Origin of the sequence: Ancylobacter sp. (assembly GCF_965249975.1) — a bacterium.
GTDB lineage: Bacteria > Pseudomonadota > Alphaproteobacteria > Rhizobiales > Xanthobacteraceae > Ancylobacter.
Window position 1 is genome coordinate 259963 of the sequence record NZ_CBDFNE010000020.1, and the last position, 13304, is coordinate 273266.

At 68.6% G+C, this 13304-nt stretch carries 14 protein-coding genes; 4 read left to right on the forward strand and 10 right to left on the reverse strand.

The window, feature by feature from the left end; all coding sequences use genetic code 11:
- The first annotated feature begins 95 nt into the window (after nucleotides 1-95).
- A complete protein-coding gene (locus tag ACP2AH_RS19190) occupies nucleotides 96-827 on the forward strand; it encodes a cytochrome c biogenesis CcdA family protein (protein WP_425107274.1) in 732 nt (243 codons plus the stop codon).
- Nucleotides 828-928: 101 nt separating this feature from the next.
- On the opposite strand, the gene ACP2AH_RS19195 is transcribed toward ACP2AH_RS19190, so the two are convergent.
- The 6 genes from ACP2AH_RS19195 to ACP2AH_RS19220 all read right to left on the reverse strand — a co-directional run bounded on the left by ACP2AH_RS19195 (nucleotide 929) and on the right by ACP2AH_RS19220 (nucleotide 6743).
- Entirely contained in the window at nucleotides 929-2029 is a 1101-nt protein-coding gene (locus ACP2AH_RS19195) for a branched-chain amino acid ABC transporter substrate-binding protein (RefSeq protein ID WP_425107275.1), read from the reverse strand.
- A 131-nt stretch (nucleotides 2030-2160) separates the two neighbouring features.
- The gene (locus ACP2AH_RS19200) at nucleotides 2161-2532 is read right to left on the reverse strand and encodes a DUF6867 family protein (protein ID WP_425107498.1); all 372 of its coding nucleotides are present in this window, start codon (nucleotides 2530-2532) and stop codon (nucleotides 2161-2163) included.
- Between the two features lie 101 nt (nucleotides 2533-2633).
- Nucleotides 2634-3410, reverse strand: coding sequence for an ABC transporter ATP-binding protein (locus tag ACP2AH_RS19205; RefSeq protein WP_425107276.1), 777 nt, complete (start codon nucleotides 3408-3410; stop codon nucleotides 2634-2636).
- Nucleotides 3407-4369 carry an ABC transporter ATP-binding protein gene (locus ACP2AH_RS19210; RefSeq protein ID WP_425107277.1) on the reverse strand — a complete coding sequence of 321 codons (963 nt, stop codon included), beginning with the start codon at nucleotides 4367-4369 and terminating at the stop codon, nucleotides 3407-3409. The genes ACP2AH_RS19205 and ACP2AH_RS19210 overlap by 4 nt, the downstream gene beginning before the upstream one ends.
- The gene (gene livM / locus ACP2AH_RS19215) at nucleotides 4369-5814 is read right to left on the reverse strand and encodes a high-affinity branched-chain amino acid ABC transporter permease LivM (RefSeq protein ID WP_425107278.1); all 1446 of its coding nucleotides are present in this window, start codon (nucleotides 5812-5814) and stop codon (nucleotides 4369-4371) included. The genes ACP2AH_RS19210 and livM overlap by 1 nt, the downstream gene beginning before the upstream one ends.
- A gap of 11 nt (nucleotides 5815-5825) precedes the next feature.
- On the reverse strand, nucleotides 5826-6743 hold the full coding sequence (locus ACP2AH_RS19220) for a branched-chain amino acid ABC transporter permease (protein WP_244376129.1): 918 nt from the start codon (nucleotides 6741-6743) through the stop codon (nucleotides 5826-5828).
- 392 nt (nucleotides 6744-7135) lie between these two features.
- On the opposite strand from ACP2AH_RS19220, the gene ACP2AH_RS19225 reads away from it, so the two are divergent.
- Nucleotides 7136-7660: a flavin reductase gene (locus ACP2AH_RS19225; protein WP_425107279.1), complete on the forward strand. Its 525-nt coding sequence runs from the start codon at nucleotides 7136-7138 to the stop codon at nucleotides 7658-7660.
- Between the two features lie 182 nt (nucleotides 7661-7842).
- Here the strand turns inward: ACP2AH_RS19225 and ACP2AH_RS19230 are convergent, their stop codons facing one another.
- Both ACP2AH_RS19230 and ACP2AH_RS19235 read right to left on the reverse strand, forming a co-directional pair.
- Complete coding sequence (locus ACP2AH_RS19230) at nucleotides 7843-8973, reverse strand: NAD(P)/FAD-dependent oxidoreductase (protein WP_425107500.1); 1131 nt, start codon at nucleotides 8971-8973, stop codon at nucleotides 7843-7845.
- Between the two features lie 53 nt (nucleotides 8974-9026).
- Nucleotides 9027-10115 (reverse strand): lysine-2,3-aminomutase-like protein, encoded by a 1089-nt coding sequence (locus ACP2AH_RS19235; protein WP_425107280.1) that lies wholly within the window; start codon nucleotides 10113-10115, stop codon nucleotides 9027-9029.
- A gap of 87 nt (nucleotides 10116-10202) precedes the next feature.
- On the opposite strand from ACP2AH_RS19235, the gene ACP2AH_RS19240 reads away from it, so the two are divergent.
- Both ACP2AH_RS19240 and ACP2AH_RS19245 read left to right on the forward strand, forming a co-directional pair.
- Nucleotides 10203-10526, forward strand: a complete 324-nt coding sequence (locus ACP2AH_RS19240) for an XdhC family protein (RefSeq protein WP_244376135.1) — start codon at nucleotides 10203-10205, stop codon at nucleotides 10524-10526.
- Complete coding sequence (locus tag ACP2AH_RS19245; RefSeq protein WP_425107281.1) at nucleotides 10526-11863, forward strand: XdhC family protein; 1338 nt, start codon at nucleotides 10526-10528, stop codon at nucleotides 11861-11863. The genes ACP2AH_RS19240 and ACP2AH_RS19245 overlap by 1 nt, the downstream gene beginning before the upstream one ends.
- 11 nt (nucleotides 11864-11874) lie before the next feature.
- On the opposite strand, the gene bcsS is transcribed toward ACP2AH_RS19245, so the two are convergent.
- Together bcsS and ACP2AH_RS19255 are read right to left on the reverse strand one after the other, a co-directional pair.
- A complete protein-coding gene (gene bcsS / locus ACP2AH_RS19250) occupies nucleotides 11875-12633 on the reverse strand; it encodes a cellulose biosynthesis protein BcsS (RefSeq protein WP_425107282.1) in 759 nt (252 codons plus the stop codon).
- A gap of 143 nt (nucleotides 12634-12776) precedes the next feature.
- Nucleotides 12777-13235: a DUF488 family protein gene (locus ACP2AH_RS19255; RefSeq protein WP_371346682.1), complete on the reverse strand. Its 459-nt coding sequence runs from the start codon at nucleotides 13233-13235 to the stop codon at nucleotides 12777-12779.
- Nucleotides 13236-13304 lie beyond the last annotated feature (69 nt).

Consider the following 13304-nt stretch of genomic DNA (forward strand, 5'->3'; position numbering starts at 1 on the left):
GCATCACATCACGGGTAGAGGCCAAGCCGCCGCATTGCGCCGACGGGTAGGCCGGTGCATTGGGAAGCCTCGGATAGGCTAGGGTTGCTCATTTCATGGCCGACGTCACTCTTCCGGCTGCCTTCGTGGCCGGTATCGCCAGCTTTGCCTCGCCCTGCGTGTTGCCGCTGGTGCCGCCCTACCTGTGCTACCTCGCCGGCACCAGCCTCGATCAGATCACCCACAAGGCACCGACCGATGCCGCCGCCCGCCGCACGCTGGGCGCGGCCGTGCTGTTCGTCGCCGGGTTCTCCACCGTGTTCGTGGCGCTGGGGGCGGGGGCCTCGGTGGCGGGGGCGTATCTGCGCTATTACTCGCAGGAACTCGCCATGGTGGCCGGTGTCGCCATCCTGCTGATGGGCCTGCACTTCCTCGGCATTCTACGCTTCAGCTGGCTCACCCGTACCAAGCGGGTGCATGTGGACGCGCCCTCCACCTTTCTCGGCGCCTATGTGATGGGGCTCGCCTTCGCCTTCGGCTGGACGCCCTGCATCGGGCCGGTGCTGGCGGCAATTCTCGCCGTGGCGGCGAGCGAGCAGACGCTGACCCATGGTGCCGGCCTGCTGGCGGTCTATTCCGCCGGACTCGGCGTGCCGTTCCTCGCCGTGGCGGCGATGGCGCGCCCGGCGCTCGGCGTGCTTGGCCATGCCAAGCGCTACCTGCCCATGGTGGAAAAGGTGATGGGCGCGCTGCTGGTGCTCACCGGCATCGGCTTTCTCTCCGGCTGGATGGCGCAGGTGAGCTTCTGGCTGCTGGAGACCTTCCCGGCGCTGTCCGCCTTCGGCTGAGCGCGCCGGCATCCTTGGCCGGACATAAGCAAAACCCGCCGGATCGCTCCGGCGGGTTTCGTCTTTCAGGCCTGTCGCGGCGCGCCGTGGCGCGCTTCGCCTCAGAGCTCGGTGTAGCCGCCGTCCTTCCAGACATAGACGACGTAGTCGAGGTTGGTGCGGTCACCCTTCTTGTCGAAGGTCAGGGTGCCGAGGACGGTGTTGAACTTGGCGCCGGAGTGGATGTACTCGGCGACCTTCTTGCCATCGAGCGACTTGGTCGCCTCGACCGCCTGCTGGATCACCTGGCCGGCGGCGTAGGAGTAGAGCACGTAGCCTTCCGGATCGATGCCCTTCTTCTTGAACTCCTCGACGACCTTGGCGGCGGCCGGGTTGTTGCGCGGGTCCGGGCCGAAGGTCATGAGGGTGCCGGCGGCGCCCGGACCGGCGATGGTCCAGAACTCCTTGTCGGTGATGCCGTCGCCGGAGAACAGGACGGTGTTCTGGCCCTGGTCGCGCAGCTGGCGCACGAGCAGGCCGGCTTCGGTGTGCAGGCCGCCGTAATAGAGAATGTCGACGTTCGCGGCCTTCAGCTTGGAAACGAGCGCGGAATAGTCCTTCTCGCCCGGGTTGATGCCTTCATAGACGACTTCGGTGACGCCACCGGCGTTGAGCGCCTTCTTGGTCTCGTCCGCCAGACCCTTGCCGTAGGGGGTCTTGTCGTGAACGATGGCGATCTTCTTGCCCTTCAGGTTCTGAAGGATGTAGGCGGCGGCCACCGCGCCCTGCTGGTCGTCACGGCCGCAGGTGCGGAAGACGTTGGTGAGGCCGCGCTCCGTCAGCTTCGGGTTGGTCGAGGCCGGGGAGATGGCGACCACGCCGGCTTCGGCATACTGCTCGGAGGCCGGGATCGACACGCCCGAGTTGAAGTGGCCGATCACGAATTTCACGCCATCGGCGATGAACTTGCTGGCGACCGAGACGCCCTGCTCGGGCTTGGAGGCGTCGTCGCCCACCACGATCTCAACCTTCTGGCCGAGGAGGCCGCCGGTGGCGTTGACATCCGCCGCCCACTGCTCGGCACCGTTCTTGAGCTGGGCGCCGAAGGTGGCGTTCGCACCGGTGATCGGGCCGCCGACGCCGACCTTGACCTGCGCCGAGGCCGGCGCGGCCAACGCCGCCATGGCGCCAAGCGCCAGGCCGGCAAACAGAAGCTTCTTCATGAACGTCTCTCCTGATTCTGGAAGGTTGGAAAGCGCGGCCTCAATGGCTCGGCGGCTGTCGCCCCGGGCCGATATCATGCCCTTTTCGGTGCTCTTGTCGATGAGCAAGCGAAACACGGTAAAGTTGCCTTTCACCGCTCCCCGGAACGGGAGCCGGGAGTACCTTCGAGCCAGCCGAACACGCCGGACTGACGGTAGATCCAGCCATAGCGGGTCGCCATCTGGCGCGCCCGCTCGGCCCGGAAGCCGAGCGTGGCGAGGGCGACCAGGAAGGCGGTGTCGGTGACGAAATAGTGCAGCGAGAGCAGCGTGCCCTCGAACAGCGCGAAATGGAAGAAGCGCACCACGCAGCCCAGCAGCAGCGCGTAGACCACCGCCTGCCGGTAGGGCCGCCAGGTGGAGGCGATGGAGCGCCCGGTGAGCCATGCCGCGCCGCCGCCCAGGAACAGGGTGACGAGCACGAAATCGGCGCGCGACACTTCAACCACAAGTTCCGGCTTCAACGCGGCCGAAATGAGGACGAGGGCGACCACCAGCAGCGGCAGCACGACGGCGAGGCTCGCCGAACTGCCCTTGGAGACGAGGGTGCCGGAAACGCGGGCCATCAGTGCGCTCCTCCTTCGAGATAGGCGGCGCGCACTTCCGGGCGCTCCAGCAACTCGCGGCCTTCACCCGAGAGGGTGATGGCGCCGTTGACGAGAACATAGCCGCGATGGGCGAGCTTGAGCGCGTGGAAGGCGTTCTGCTCCACCAGCAGCACGGTGAGCCCTTCGCTGCGGTTGAGTTCGCGGATGGCATCGAAGATCATCCGCACCACCAGCGGCGCCAAGCCGAGCGACGGCTCGTCCAGCATCAGCAGGCGTGGACGGCTCATCAGCGCCCGGCCAATGGCCAGCATCTGCTGCTCGCCGCCCGAAAGCGTGCCGCCGCGCTGGTTGATGCGCTCCTTGAGGCGGGGGAACAGGGTGAAGACCTTTTCGAGGTCGGCGTCGAAATGGGCGAAGCCGTCAAGCGCCGCGCCCATCTGCAGGTTCTCGAACACGCTCATGCGCGGGAAGATGCGCCGCCCTTCCGGGGACTGGGCGATCTTGAGATGGGCGATCTCGTGGGTCGGCACCTTGGTGATGTCCCGGCCCTCGAACAGGATCGAGCCCTCGCGCGGGCGCGGCTGGCCGAAGATGGTCATCATCAGCGTCGACTTGCCGGCGCCGTTGGAGCCGATCAGGGTGACGATCTCGCCCTTGTAGACATCCACATCGACGCCCCTGAGGGCCATGATGTTGCCGTAGAAGGTCTTGACCCCGCGCACCTGCAGCATGGGCGTGTCGGTGCGGGCGGGGGCCGTCGTTGCGGCGGCGGGAGGGGTGAGAGTGTCGCTCATGCGCTGGCTCCCGGCGCGGAAGACTCCATTTGCAGCTCGGCCTCGACCTCCTCGATCGCGTCCTCGTCGACACCGAGATAGGCGGCGATGACGCGCGGGTCGTTCTTCACCGCTTCCGGCGTGCCGTCGGAAATCTTGGTGCCGTAATCGAGCACCACGACGTGGTCGGAAATCTCCATCACCACGCTCATGTCATGCTCGATCAGCAGGATCGAGGTGCCGTGCTCGGCGCGGATGGCGCGCAGCAGCGTGTTGAGTTCGAGGCTTTCGCGCGGGTTGAGGCCGGCGGCGGGCTCGTCGAGGCAGAGCAGGATCGGCTCCGAGCACATCGCGCGGGCGATTTCCAGCCGGCGCTGGGCGCCATAGGGAAGATCGCCGGCCGGGTCGTCGGCGCGGTCGGTGAGGCCGACCTTGTCGAGCCAGTATTTCGCCTTGTCGGTGGCGGCGCGCTGCGCCTTCGTCCAGCCGGGCAGGCCGAACAGTCCCTTGAGCGAATAGCCCGACGCCGCCATCAGCGCGTTGTGCTGCGCCACCATCAGGTTCTCCAGCACGGTCATGCCGGTGAACAGGCGAATGTTCTGGAAGGTGCGGGCAACCTTTGCCTCGCCGGACACGCGGTAATCCGGCAGGCGCTCCAGCAGGTAGACGCCAGCGTCGCGGCCGGTGAGGGAGCGCTCGCCGATGCGGGTCACTTCAGCGATCTCGTCGGGCGTCGGGGCGCGGCCCTGGGCCAGTATGAGGCGTCCCTCGCTCGGCTTGTAGAAGCCGGTGATGCAGTTGAACACCGTGGTCTTGCCGGCACCGTTGGGGCCGATCAGGGCGGTGATGTCGCCGCGCCCGACCTTGAAGCTGAGGTCGTTCACCGCGATCAGGCCGCCGAAGCGCATGAACAGGTGTTCGACGATGAGGATGGGGTCGGCTTCCCAGCGCGGGAGGCCGGTTGCGGGAGAGGTTGCCATCAGCCGTGGCCCTCCTTCACGAGATCACCGGAGACCGCCTTGCGTTCCTTCAGGAAGATCGTCGGGTCGCGGGTGGAGACGAGACCGCGCGGCTTCCACACCATGATGGCGACCATGGCGAAGCCGAAGATCAGCATGCGGTACAGGCTGGGGTCGAAGTCGCTGCCGAAGAACTGCTTGAGGAAGCCGAGATTGCGCAGCATCTCCATGCCGCCCATCATCACCGCGGCCGACACGGCGACGCCGATCTGCGAGCCCATGCCGCCGAGCACGACGATGGCCAGGATCATCGCCGACACGTCGAAGGTGAAGCTTTCCGGGCTGACGAAGCCGGCGCGCACGGCGAAGAAGCAGCCGGCGAAGCCGCCGAACATGGCGCCGGTGGCGAAGGCCGAGAGCTTGGTCGTGGTGGTGTTGATGCCGAGCGAGCGGCAGGCGATCTCGTCCTCGCGCAGCGCTTCCCAGGCGCGGCCGACCGGGAGCCGGCGCAGCCGCACGGTGACGAAGGCGGTGAGCAGCGCCAGCGCCAGGATGACGAAATAGAGGAAGACGATGCGGTGCATCGGGTTGAAGGGCAGCCCGAACAGCGCGGCGAAGCCGTTCGGCTCGGCATTGAAAGGAATGCCGAAGAAGGTCGCGCGCGGGATCGAGGCAATGCCGGCGCCGCCATTGGTGAAGTCCACCCAGTTGATCAGCACCAGGCGGATGATCTCGCCGAAGGCGAGGGTGACGATGGCGAGATAGTCGCCGCGTAGCCGCAGCACGGGAAAGCCGAGGATCATGCCCCAGACGCCGGCGAAGATTCCGGCCATCGGCAGGCAGATCCAGAACGCCCAATTGGCCCAGAAGGTGACGCCGAACAGGCCGGCGAAGAAATCATTGATCGGCGCCGAGGTCGCCAGCAGCGCATAGGTGTAGGCGCCGACCGCGTAGAAGGCGACATAGCCGAGATCGAGCAGGCCGGCGAGGCCGACGACGATGTTGAGGCCCCAGCCGAGCATCACATAGGTGAGGATGAGGATGCCGAGGTCGATGAGGTAACGGCTCTCGTTCAACCCGCCCATGAGGAAGGTGGAGAGGAACGGGAACGCCACCGCAAAGGCCAGCAGCGCCGGCTTGACACCGGGGCCGATGGCGGTGCCGAGCCGGTCGAACACGCTCGGGCCGGTGCGGGCAGCGGGGCGGCGGTTCGGCGACCACAGGGTGAGGTTCAGCAGCAGCCTGCCGACGAAGATGATGCCGACCATGATGGCCAGAAGCGACGGGCGGTAGGCGAGGCCCAGCGCCCCGTCGATGACGACGGTCTGGAACCCGATCAGCGGGCCGAACAGGCCGAGCGCGATCAGGCCGGTGATCAGCGCGTCCTTGAAGGCATGGCCGAGGAGGGACGGGGAGCCGGCGGCCGGGGCCGCGGGCGCAGCGGTGTCGGCGGTCTGGACAGCCATGATGCGCGACCTCAGACCTTCTCGACCTCAGGCCGGCCAAGCAGGCCCTGCGGCATGAAAATCAGGGTGATGGCGAGGATGGAGAACGCCGCCACGTCCTTGTACTCGATGGAGAAATAGGCCGACCAGAAGGTCTCGATCAGGCCGATCAGCAATCCGCCGAGCACGGCGCCGGGCAGCGAGCCGATGCCGCCGAGAACCGCCGCGGTGAAGGCCTTCACCCCAGGCACGAAGCCGTCGGCGAAGTTCGCGACGCCGTAATACATGAGGTACAGCGTGCCGGCGACGGCGGCGAGCGCGGCGCCGATGACGAAGGTCAGCGAGATGGTGTGGTCGACATTGATGCCGAGCAGCGCCGCCATCTTGCGGTCCTGTTCGCAGGCGCGCTGGGCGCGGCCGAGCGAGGTCTTCTGCACGAGGTACCAGAACCCGCCGAGCAGGGCGGCGGTGACCACCATGATGATGACCTGCTTCCAGGCGAGGGTGACCTGGTAGGAGCCGGAATCCATCAGCACGATCACGTCCGTGATCATGGGCGGCACCGGCTTGTTGCGCGGGCCCTGCGTCACCTGCACGAAATTGGCGAGGAAGATCGACATGCCGATGGCCGAGATCATCGGCGCCAGCCGGAACGAGCCGCGCAGGGGCCGGTAGGCCACCCGCTCGATCGCCCAGTTGAGCAGCGAGGTGAAGAACATCGCCACAACAAGCACGATCGCCAGAGCGAGGAAGATCGAGGTGATGCCGAGCACCGTGGTGACCAGCAGGAAGCAGATCAGCGCGATGAAGGCGGAGACCATGAACACGTCGCCATGGGCGAAGTTCACCATGCCGATGATGCCGAACACCATGGTGTAGCCAATGGCGATCAGCCCGTAGATCGAGCCGAGCGTCAGCCCGTTTATGAGCTGCTGAACGAAAATTTCCATGATTGTGCCGGCTCCCCTCAGCCGAATTTGCGCAAGGCGCCGCCGTCGGGCTTTTGCACAGTTTATGACCGTGCCCGTACGACAAGCGCCCTTACTCTTAGCTCGCGCCCGTTTCCGATACAATTCGATCGAAAGACGAAATGCAATCGATCGAAAAGCATGATATTAGGGTATTTAATTACCTTTTAAAGTAAATCTCATTGCAACTCAAGCGGTTAATGTGACGAGACTGCGTCCGACCTGTGTCGGTCTCCGTCATTTTTGTCTTCACATCGTCATGTCGACATGGGGGGTGGAGGCGCGGTTTCCAAAACCGGCCGCCAGAGGTTATGCACAGCGCATATGCGTGCGGGGGCCTTCGATCCGCGCGCCGGTGCAGGAGGCACGGCAGATTGGATCAGCCAAAGGCGCCTGAGGCGCATCACGACGCCGGGCACGCAGTCGAGGCCGGGCTCTATCGCGAGGCGATGAGCCGGCTGGTCGCCGCCGTGCATGTCATCACCACCCATGGTGCGGAAGGCCGCGCCGGCTTCACCGCCACGGCCGTTGCCTCGGTGTCCGACAGCCCGCCGACCCTTCTCGTCTGCCTCAACCGCCGCATCCGCTCCGCTCCCGCCTTCCGCCAGGCCGGGCGGTTCGCGGTGAACATGCTGGCCGCCGAGCAGCAGGCGGTGGCGGAAGCGTTTGGCGGGCGCGGCGGGCTGGAGGGCGAGCAGCGATTCGGCGCAGGTCAATGGCATGAGGGCGCGCTGGGCCTGCCCTGCCTCACCGGGGCGATCGCGGTGTTTCACTGCCGGCTGGTGGAGGCACGCAGCATCGCCACCCATGATGTACTGGTCGGCCGGGTCGAGGCGGTGACGCTCGGCCCGGACAGGGCGAAGCTCGCCTATCTCGGGCGCGGATTCATTACGGTGTGAGGGGTCGCAACCGTCGGCCGTGCTCGGCTCCGCTCCGCGACGTCATCCTGAGGTGCGCGCGCAGCGCGCCTCGAAGGATGCCTAGGGTGAGCGCCGGAATGACCATCCTTCGAGGCCCGGCCCGAGGCCGGGCACCTCAGGATGACGGCCTTCGTCCTCCGGCGAATGGCAGGGCAGCGTGTTCACGCCACCTGCCCGGCGACCCAGCCGGATGACCACGCCCACTGGAAATTATAGCCGCCGAGCCAGCCGGTGACGTCCACCACCTCGCCGATGAAATACAGGCCCGGCACGGTGCGGGCTTCCATCGTGCGTGAATCGATGCCGGCCGTGTCGACGCCGCCGAGCGTCACCTCGGCGGTGCGGTAGCCTTCCGAGCCGGTCGGCTTGAGCCGCCAGCCATTCACCGCCTCGTCGATCCGGCGCAGCACCTTGTCGGAGAGGTCGGCGAGGTTGCCGGCAGCGGCCTCGCGCTCGGCGATGAGCTGGGCGAGGCGCTTGGGCAGAAGCGTCGCCAGCGCGGTGACGGGCGCCTGCCGGCCATTGGCGGCGCGCATGTCGCGCAGCCGGGCGAAGATGTCGGTGTGTGGCGCCAGCGCAAGCGTGATCTCGTCGCCTTCGCGCCAATAGGAGGAAATCTGCAGGATCGCCGGGCCGGACAGGCCGCGATGGGTGAACAGCAGCCCTTCCTCGAACCGCGTCTTGCCATGGCTCACCCGGCCTTCCACCGCCACGCCGGCGAGCGGGGTGAGCCGTTCCAGCTGCGCGGGATCGAGCGTCAGCGGCACGAGCCCCGGACGGGTGGGCTGCAGCGCCAGCCCGAAGCGTTCCGCGATCTCATAGCCGAAGCCGGTGGCGCCCATTTTCGGGATCGACTTGCCCCCCGAGGCGACTACCAGCGAGCGGCAGATGAAGCTCCCGGTCGTCGTCGTCACGGTGAAGCCGTCAGCCGCCCGCTCGATGCCTGTTATGGCGGTGGCAAGGCGCAGTTCGCCGCCGGCCTCGCGCAGATCGTCGGTGAGCATGTCGACCACCTGCCGTGCCGAGCCGTCGCAGAACAGCTGGCCGAGAGTCTTTTCGTGCCAGGCGATGCCGCGCCGGTCCATGCGGGCGATAAAGTCCTGCGCGCGGTAGCGCTTCAGCGCCGAAATGGCGAAGCCGGGATTGGCCGAGAGATAGTTGCGCGGGCCGGCGTCGCGATTGGTGAAGTTGCAGCGCCCGCCGCCGGATATGCGGATCTTCTCGCCCGGCGCGCGGGCATGGTCGAGCACCACGACCCGGCGCCCGCGCCGCCCGGCCTCGATGGCGCACATCAGCCCGGCCGCGCCGGCGCCGATCACCACCACATCGACGGGCGTGGGGCGGCTCACACGCCCTCTCCATACGCATGCACGCCGCCGCAATAATCGGTGACGCGCCAGCCCTCGGGCGCCGGTTCCAGATAGGACGGGCCCACCGGCACCTTGCCGTGGCCGCCGGGAATGTCGAGCACATAGGTCGGAAGCGCGAGACCGGAGACCCGCCCGCGCAGCGCCGCCATCAGCGCCTGCCCGCGCTGAATGGGCAGGCGGAAATGCGCCGTGCCGGGGGCGAGGTCGGGATGGTGGAGGTAATAGGGTTTCACCCGGCACTCCACCAGCGCGCGGAACAGCGCGGCGAGTGTGCCGGCGTCGTCGTTGACGCCGGCGAGCAGCACGCTCTGGCCAACCAGCGCGATGCCGGCATCGGCGAGACGGGCCAGCGCCGCGCGGGCTTCGGGGCCGAGTTCGCGCGCATGGTTGGCATGGATGGCGACATAGGTCGTCACCCCGGGCGCCCGCAGCGCCTCCACCAGCGCGCCGGTGACGCGCTCCGGCGCGGCGACCGGCACGCGGGTGTGGAAGCGCACGATCTTCACATGGGCAATCGCGGCGAGGCGGGCCATCAGTTCCGCCAGCCGGCGCGGCGAGGCGACCAGCGGATCGCCGCCGGTGAGCACCACTTCCCAGATATCCGGCCGGCCGGCGATATAGGCGAGGGCGGCGTCGAGCGCGTCGTCGGACAGGTTCGTTTCCGCGCCCGGTCCGACCATTTCCCGGCGGAAGCAGAAGCGGCAATAGACGGCGCAGACCCCGACGAGTTTCAGCAGCACCCGGTCGGGGTAGCGGTGGACGATGCCCGGCACCGGGCTGTGCGCGTCGTCGCCGATCGGGTCGTCGCGCTCGTCCGGCCGCGTCTCCAGCTCGCGCGCATCGGGCAGGAACTGCCGGGCGATGGGGTCGGCGGCGTCGGCGGGGTCGATCAGCTGAGCCAGCGTCGGTGTCACCGCGACGGCGTAGCGCGCTTCCACCGCTTCCAGCGCCGGATCGGCCGTCACCAGCCCAGCCTGCGCCAATTCCCCCACGCGGCGCAGGGTGCGGGCGGGCAGGGCTTTGGGCGCCGGCGGGGCGAGGGGCGTGCGGATGGGCGAATTCATGCGCGGTCTTGTGATCGTTTCCGCGCGCGCGGGCAAGGCGCGTTTGCTGCGGCGCGTTATAGTGCGGGAGAGACCGAAGGAGAAAGCATGCTCACGCGCGAAGACGATGTGCTGCAGGTGGCGGCCGATTGGCGGCGGGCCGGCCGGGGCGTGGCGCTGGCCACGGTGATCGAAACCTGGGGCTCGGCGCCGCGCCCGGTGGGCAGCCATCTCGCCATCGATGAGGACGGCAACTTCCTCGGTTCGGTGTCGGGCGGCTGCGTCGAGGGCGCAGTGGTGGCCGAAGCGGCCGAGGTGATCGCCGACGGGCGGGCGCGGCTGCTGGAATTCGGCGTCGCCGATGCCACAGCCTGGCAGGTCGGCCTGTCCTGCGGCGGGCGCATCGCCGTCTATGTCGAGAAGGTCGGCTGATGGACCTCGCTTTGCTCGACGAACTGAATGCCGAACGCGCCGCCCGTCGCGCCGCCGTGCTGGTCACCGATCTCGATAGCGGCGCCCAGCGGCTGGTGCGTGCCGGCGACATCGCGGCCGATCCCTTGGCCCCGCATCTCGCCGAGGCGCTGCGCAGCGGGCGCAGCGGCAAGGTGGAGGCGGAGGGCCGGCGGCTGTTCCTCACCGTGCAGCTTCCCGCGCCGCGTCTCGTCATCACCGGCGCGGTGCATATCGCGCAGGCGCTGGCGCCGATGGCGGCGGCGGTAGGCTTCGCGGTGACGATCATCGATCCGCGCACCGCCTTCGCCACGCCAGAGCGCTTTCCCGGTGTCGACGTACGGGCGCAATGGCCGCAGGACGCGCTGGCCGAGCGGCCGCTCGACCCGTTCACCGGCGTGGCGGCGCTGGCGCATGACCCGAAGATCGACGATCCCGCGCTGGAAGCGGCGCTCAGCGCCGGCTGCTTCTATGTCGGCGCGCTCGGCTCGCGCAAATCCCATGCCGGCCGGCTGGCCCGGCTCGCGGAACGCGGCGTGCCGCGCGCGGCGCTGGAGCGCATCCGCGCGCCCATCGGCCTCGATATCGGCGCGGCGACGCCGGCGGAAATCGCCGTCTCCATCCTCGCCCAGCTGGTCGGTGAACTGCGCCGCCGCCCGGCCCGTCCGCCGGCGGCTCTGGTGCTCGCCGCCGGGCAGGGCACGCGTCTGCCCGCCGCGCACAAACTGACCCTGCCGCTGGGCGGCGTGCCGCTGGTGCGCCGCGCGGTGGAGGCGGCGCTCGCCGCCCGCGCGCGGCCGGTGATCGTGGTCACCGGCCATGAAGACGCGTTGGTGCGGGCGGCGCTCGACGGGCTCGATGTCACCTTCGCCCCCAACCCCGATTTCGCGCGGGGGCTCTCCACCTCGCTGCGCACCGGTGTCGCTGCGCTGCCGAAGGAGACGGAACGCGTGGTGGTGCTGCTCGGCGACATGCCGAAGGTGGAACCGGCGCTCATCGACCGCCTCGCCGATGCGCTCGATCCCGCGCGCGGGCGGCTCGCGGCCGTGCCGGTGGCGGGAGGCCGCCACGGCAATCCGGTGGCGCTGGCGCGGGCGCTGTTCCCGGCGCTGATGACGCTGGAAGGCGATGTCGGCGCCCGCCGCATCCTCGCCGACAATCCTGATTTCGTGGTCGAGCTGCCGGTGGAGGGGCAGGGTGCCTTTGTTGATGTCGACACGAGGGAGGATCTCGAGGCACTGGAAATCCACGAGATCGCCGCCGCGAGCGATGTCGATGCCGACGCCGCGCTGGAGGCGATGCGGGCGGAGGACGCCTGAGCCGGCGCGGCTCAGAACGGGATGAACAGGGACAGCGTGCCATAGGGGCTGTCTTCGCTGTCGCCGCTCCAGTTCCAGCCGGCGGCGGCGCGCAGTTGCCAGTTGAGCAACTCACCGCTTTGAAGCGGGCAGGCGAGGAACAGGCCGAGCCGGGCGCTCTCATCCGGCCAGTCGGAGGTGGCCCCGGCCTCGACGCCGAGATCGAGCCAGGGGAAGGCCTGCCAGCCGGCCGTGGCGCGCCCGCTGATGCTGCCATCCGCCGTGGAGCCACCGAGCGAGGCGGTCAGCGTCCAGCGCGCATCGAGGCGGTAGAACCATTCAACGACGGCTTTGCCGCCCCAATGCGTGCCCTGGTCGCGATTGCCGGGATCGGGGGTGTCGAGCCGGTTGTCGATGACATTGACGCCGGCATAGAGCGCCAGCGCGTGCGGGCCGCGCAGGAACTGCCAGCCGAGCAGCACCTCGCCATCGGTCTTGTCGACGCTGTTCCAACCGCCCGGCACGGCCTGCGTGCGGTAGTCGTAGCGCCCGCCGCCGGTCTGGGTGCGCAGCCGCAGCCCTTCCTGGTCCATCGGCGCGAAGGGTGCCCAGGCCATGCCGCCCCAGCCGTAGCCGCTGTCGCGGGCGATATCGACGCCGGTGTAGAAATAGAGCCGCCGCCGCAGCGACGCCTCCGTACCCTCCTCGGCCGCCGCGCCGGGAGCCGGGCACGCGGCAGCGACCGTTGCCGCGAGGAGAGGCGCGAGTAAACGCGCCGGCGAAGAGGGCATCGCCGCGCTCACGGTTGTGGGGCTTCAGGAAGTACGCCTTATCCGAGCACCCGCCGCGGCTGGCCTCAATCAACCGAAGGGCGAGCTTGGATGGGGATGCACGCCAAGGCATGCCGCATTTTGTCGCAGGGCGGGCGCCCGGTTCAGACGGGCGGCGCCATCAGATGCTCGACGCTGACGCCGACGCGCTCGCAGATGAGATCGGCCACCATCTGCCGGTGGCAGTGCTCGGGATGCCGCTCGAAGCAGAGCACGCAGACCCGCCGGCCGGCCTTCACCAGCGCGGTCAACTCGTCGAGCTGCTCCTGCGCGGTCGGGGTGGCGAGGTGAGCGTCGTAGATGCGGCGCAACTCGCCGTAATGCCCGCTGCGCGCCGCCTGCCGCCCCTCCGCCGGGGTGCCGAGGCCGCGCAGATGCAGATAGCCGATGCCGCGCTCGCTCACGCCGGCGGCGAGGTGGCTTTTGGAAAAGCCGGCGCGGCGGGAGGCGGCGACGGCCCGGACATCGACCAGCAGGTCCACCCCGGCGCCGCTCAGCGTGTCGAGCACGGCGGCGGAGGAGACCTGTTCATAGCCGATGGTGAAGAAGGGCGGGGACGACATGGCGGCAGAGTGGCGCGAAGCACGGGGCTTGTCGAGCCGGGCCGAATCTGTGGAGTTCTTGGCGGCTGT

Excerpts from the sequence above, each read along its gene's own strand:
- ACP2AH_RS19190 (WP_425107274.1), top strand. The coding sequence starts at position 96 with ATGGCCGACGTCACTCTTCCGGCTGCCTTCGTGGCCGGTATCGCCAGC.
- ACP2AH_RS19195 (WP_425107275.1), bottom strand. The coding sequence starts at position 2,029 with ATGAAGAAGCTTCTGTTTGCCGGCCTGGCGCTTGGCGCCATGGCGGCG.
- ACP2AH_RS19205 (WP_425107276.1), bottom strand. The coding sequence starts at position 3,410 with ATGAGCGACACTCTCACCCCTCCCGCCGCCGCAACGACGGCCCCCGCC.
- ACP2AH_RS19210 (WP_425107277.1), bottom strand. The coding sequence starts at position 4,369 with ATGGCAACCTCTCCCGCAACCGGCCTCCCGCGCTGGGAAGCCGACCCC.
- livM (WP_425107278.1), bottom strand. The coding sequence starts at position 5,814 with ATGGCTGTCCAGACCGCCGACACCGCTGCGCCCGCGGCCCCGGCCGCC.
- ACP2AH_RS19220 (WP_244376129.1), bottom strand. The coding sequence starts at position 6,743 with ATGGAAATTTTCGTTCAGCAGCTCATAAACGGGCTGACGCTCGGCTCG.
- ACP2AH_RS19230 (WP_425107500.1), bottom strand. The coding sequence starts at position 8,973 with ATGTGCGCCATCGAGGCCGGGCGGCGCGGGCGCCGGGTCGTGGTGCTC.
- ACP2AH_RS19235 (WP_425107280.1), bottom strand. The coding sequence starts at position 10,115 with ATGAATTCGCCCATCCGCACGCCCCTCGCCCCGCCGGCGCCCAAAGCC.
- ACP2AH_RS19240 (WP_244376135.1), top strand. The coding sequence starts at position 10,203 with ATGCTCACGCGCGAAGACGATGTGCTGCAGGTGGCGGCCGATTGGCGG.
- ACP2AH_RS19245 (WP_425107281.1), top strand. The coding sequence starts at position 10,526 with ATGGACCTCGCTTTGCTCGACGAACTGAATGCCGAACGCGCCGCCCGT.
- bcsS (WP_425107282.1), bottom strand. The coding sequence starts at position 12,633 with ATGCCCTCTTCGCCGGCGCGTTTACTCGCGCCTCTCCTCGCGGCAACG.
- ACP2AH_RS19255 (WP_371346682.1), bottom strand. The coding sequence starts at position 13,235 with ATGTCGTCCCCGCCCTTCTTCACCATCGGCTATGAACAGGTCTCCTCC.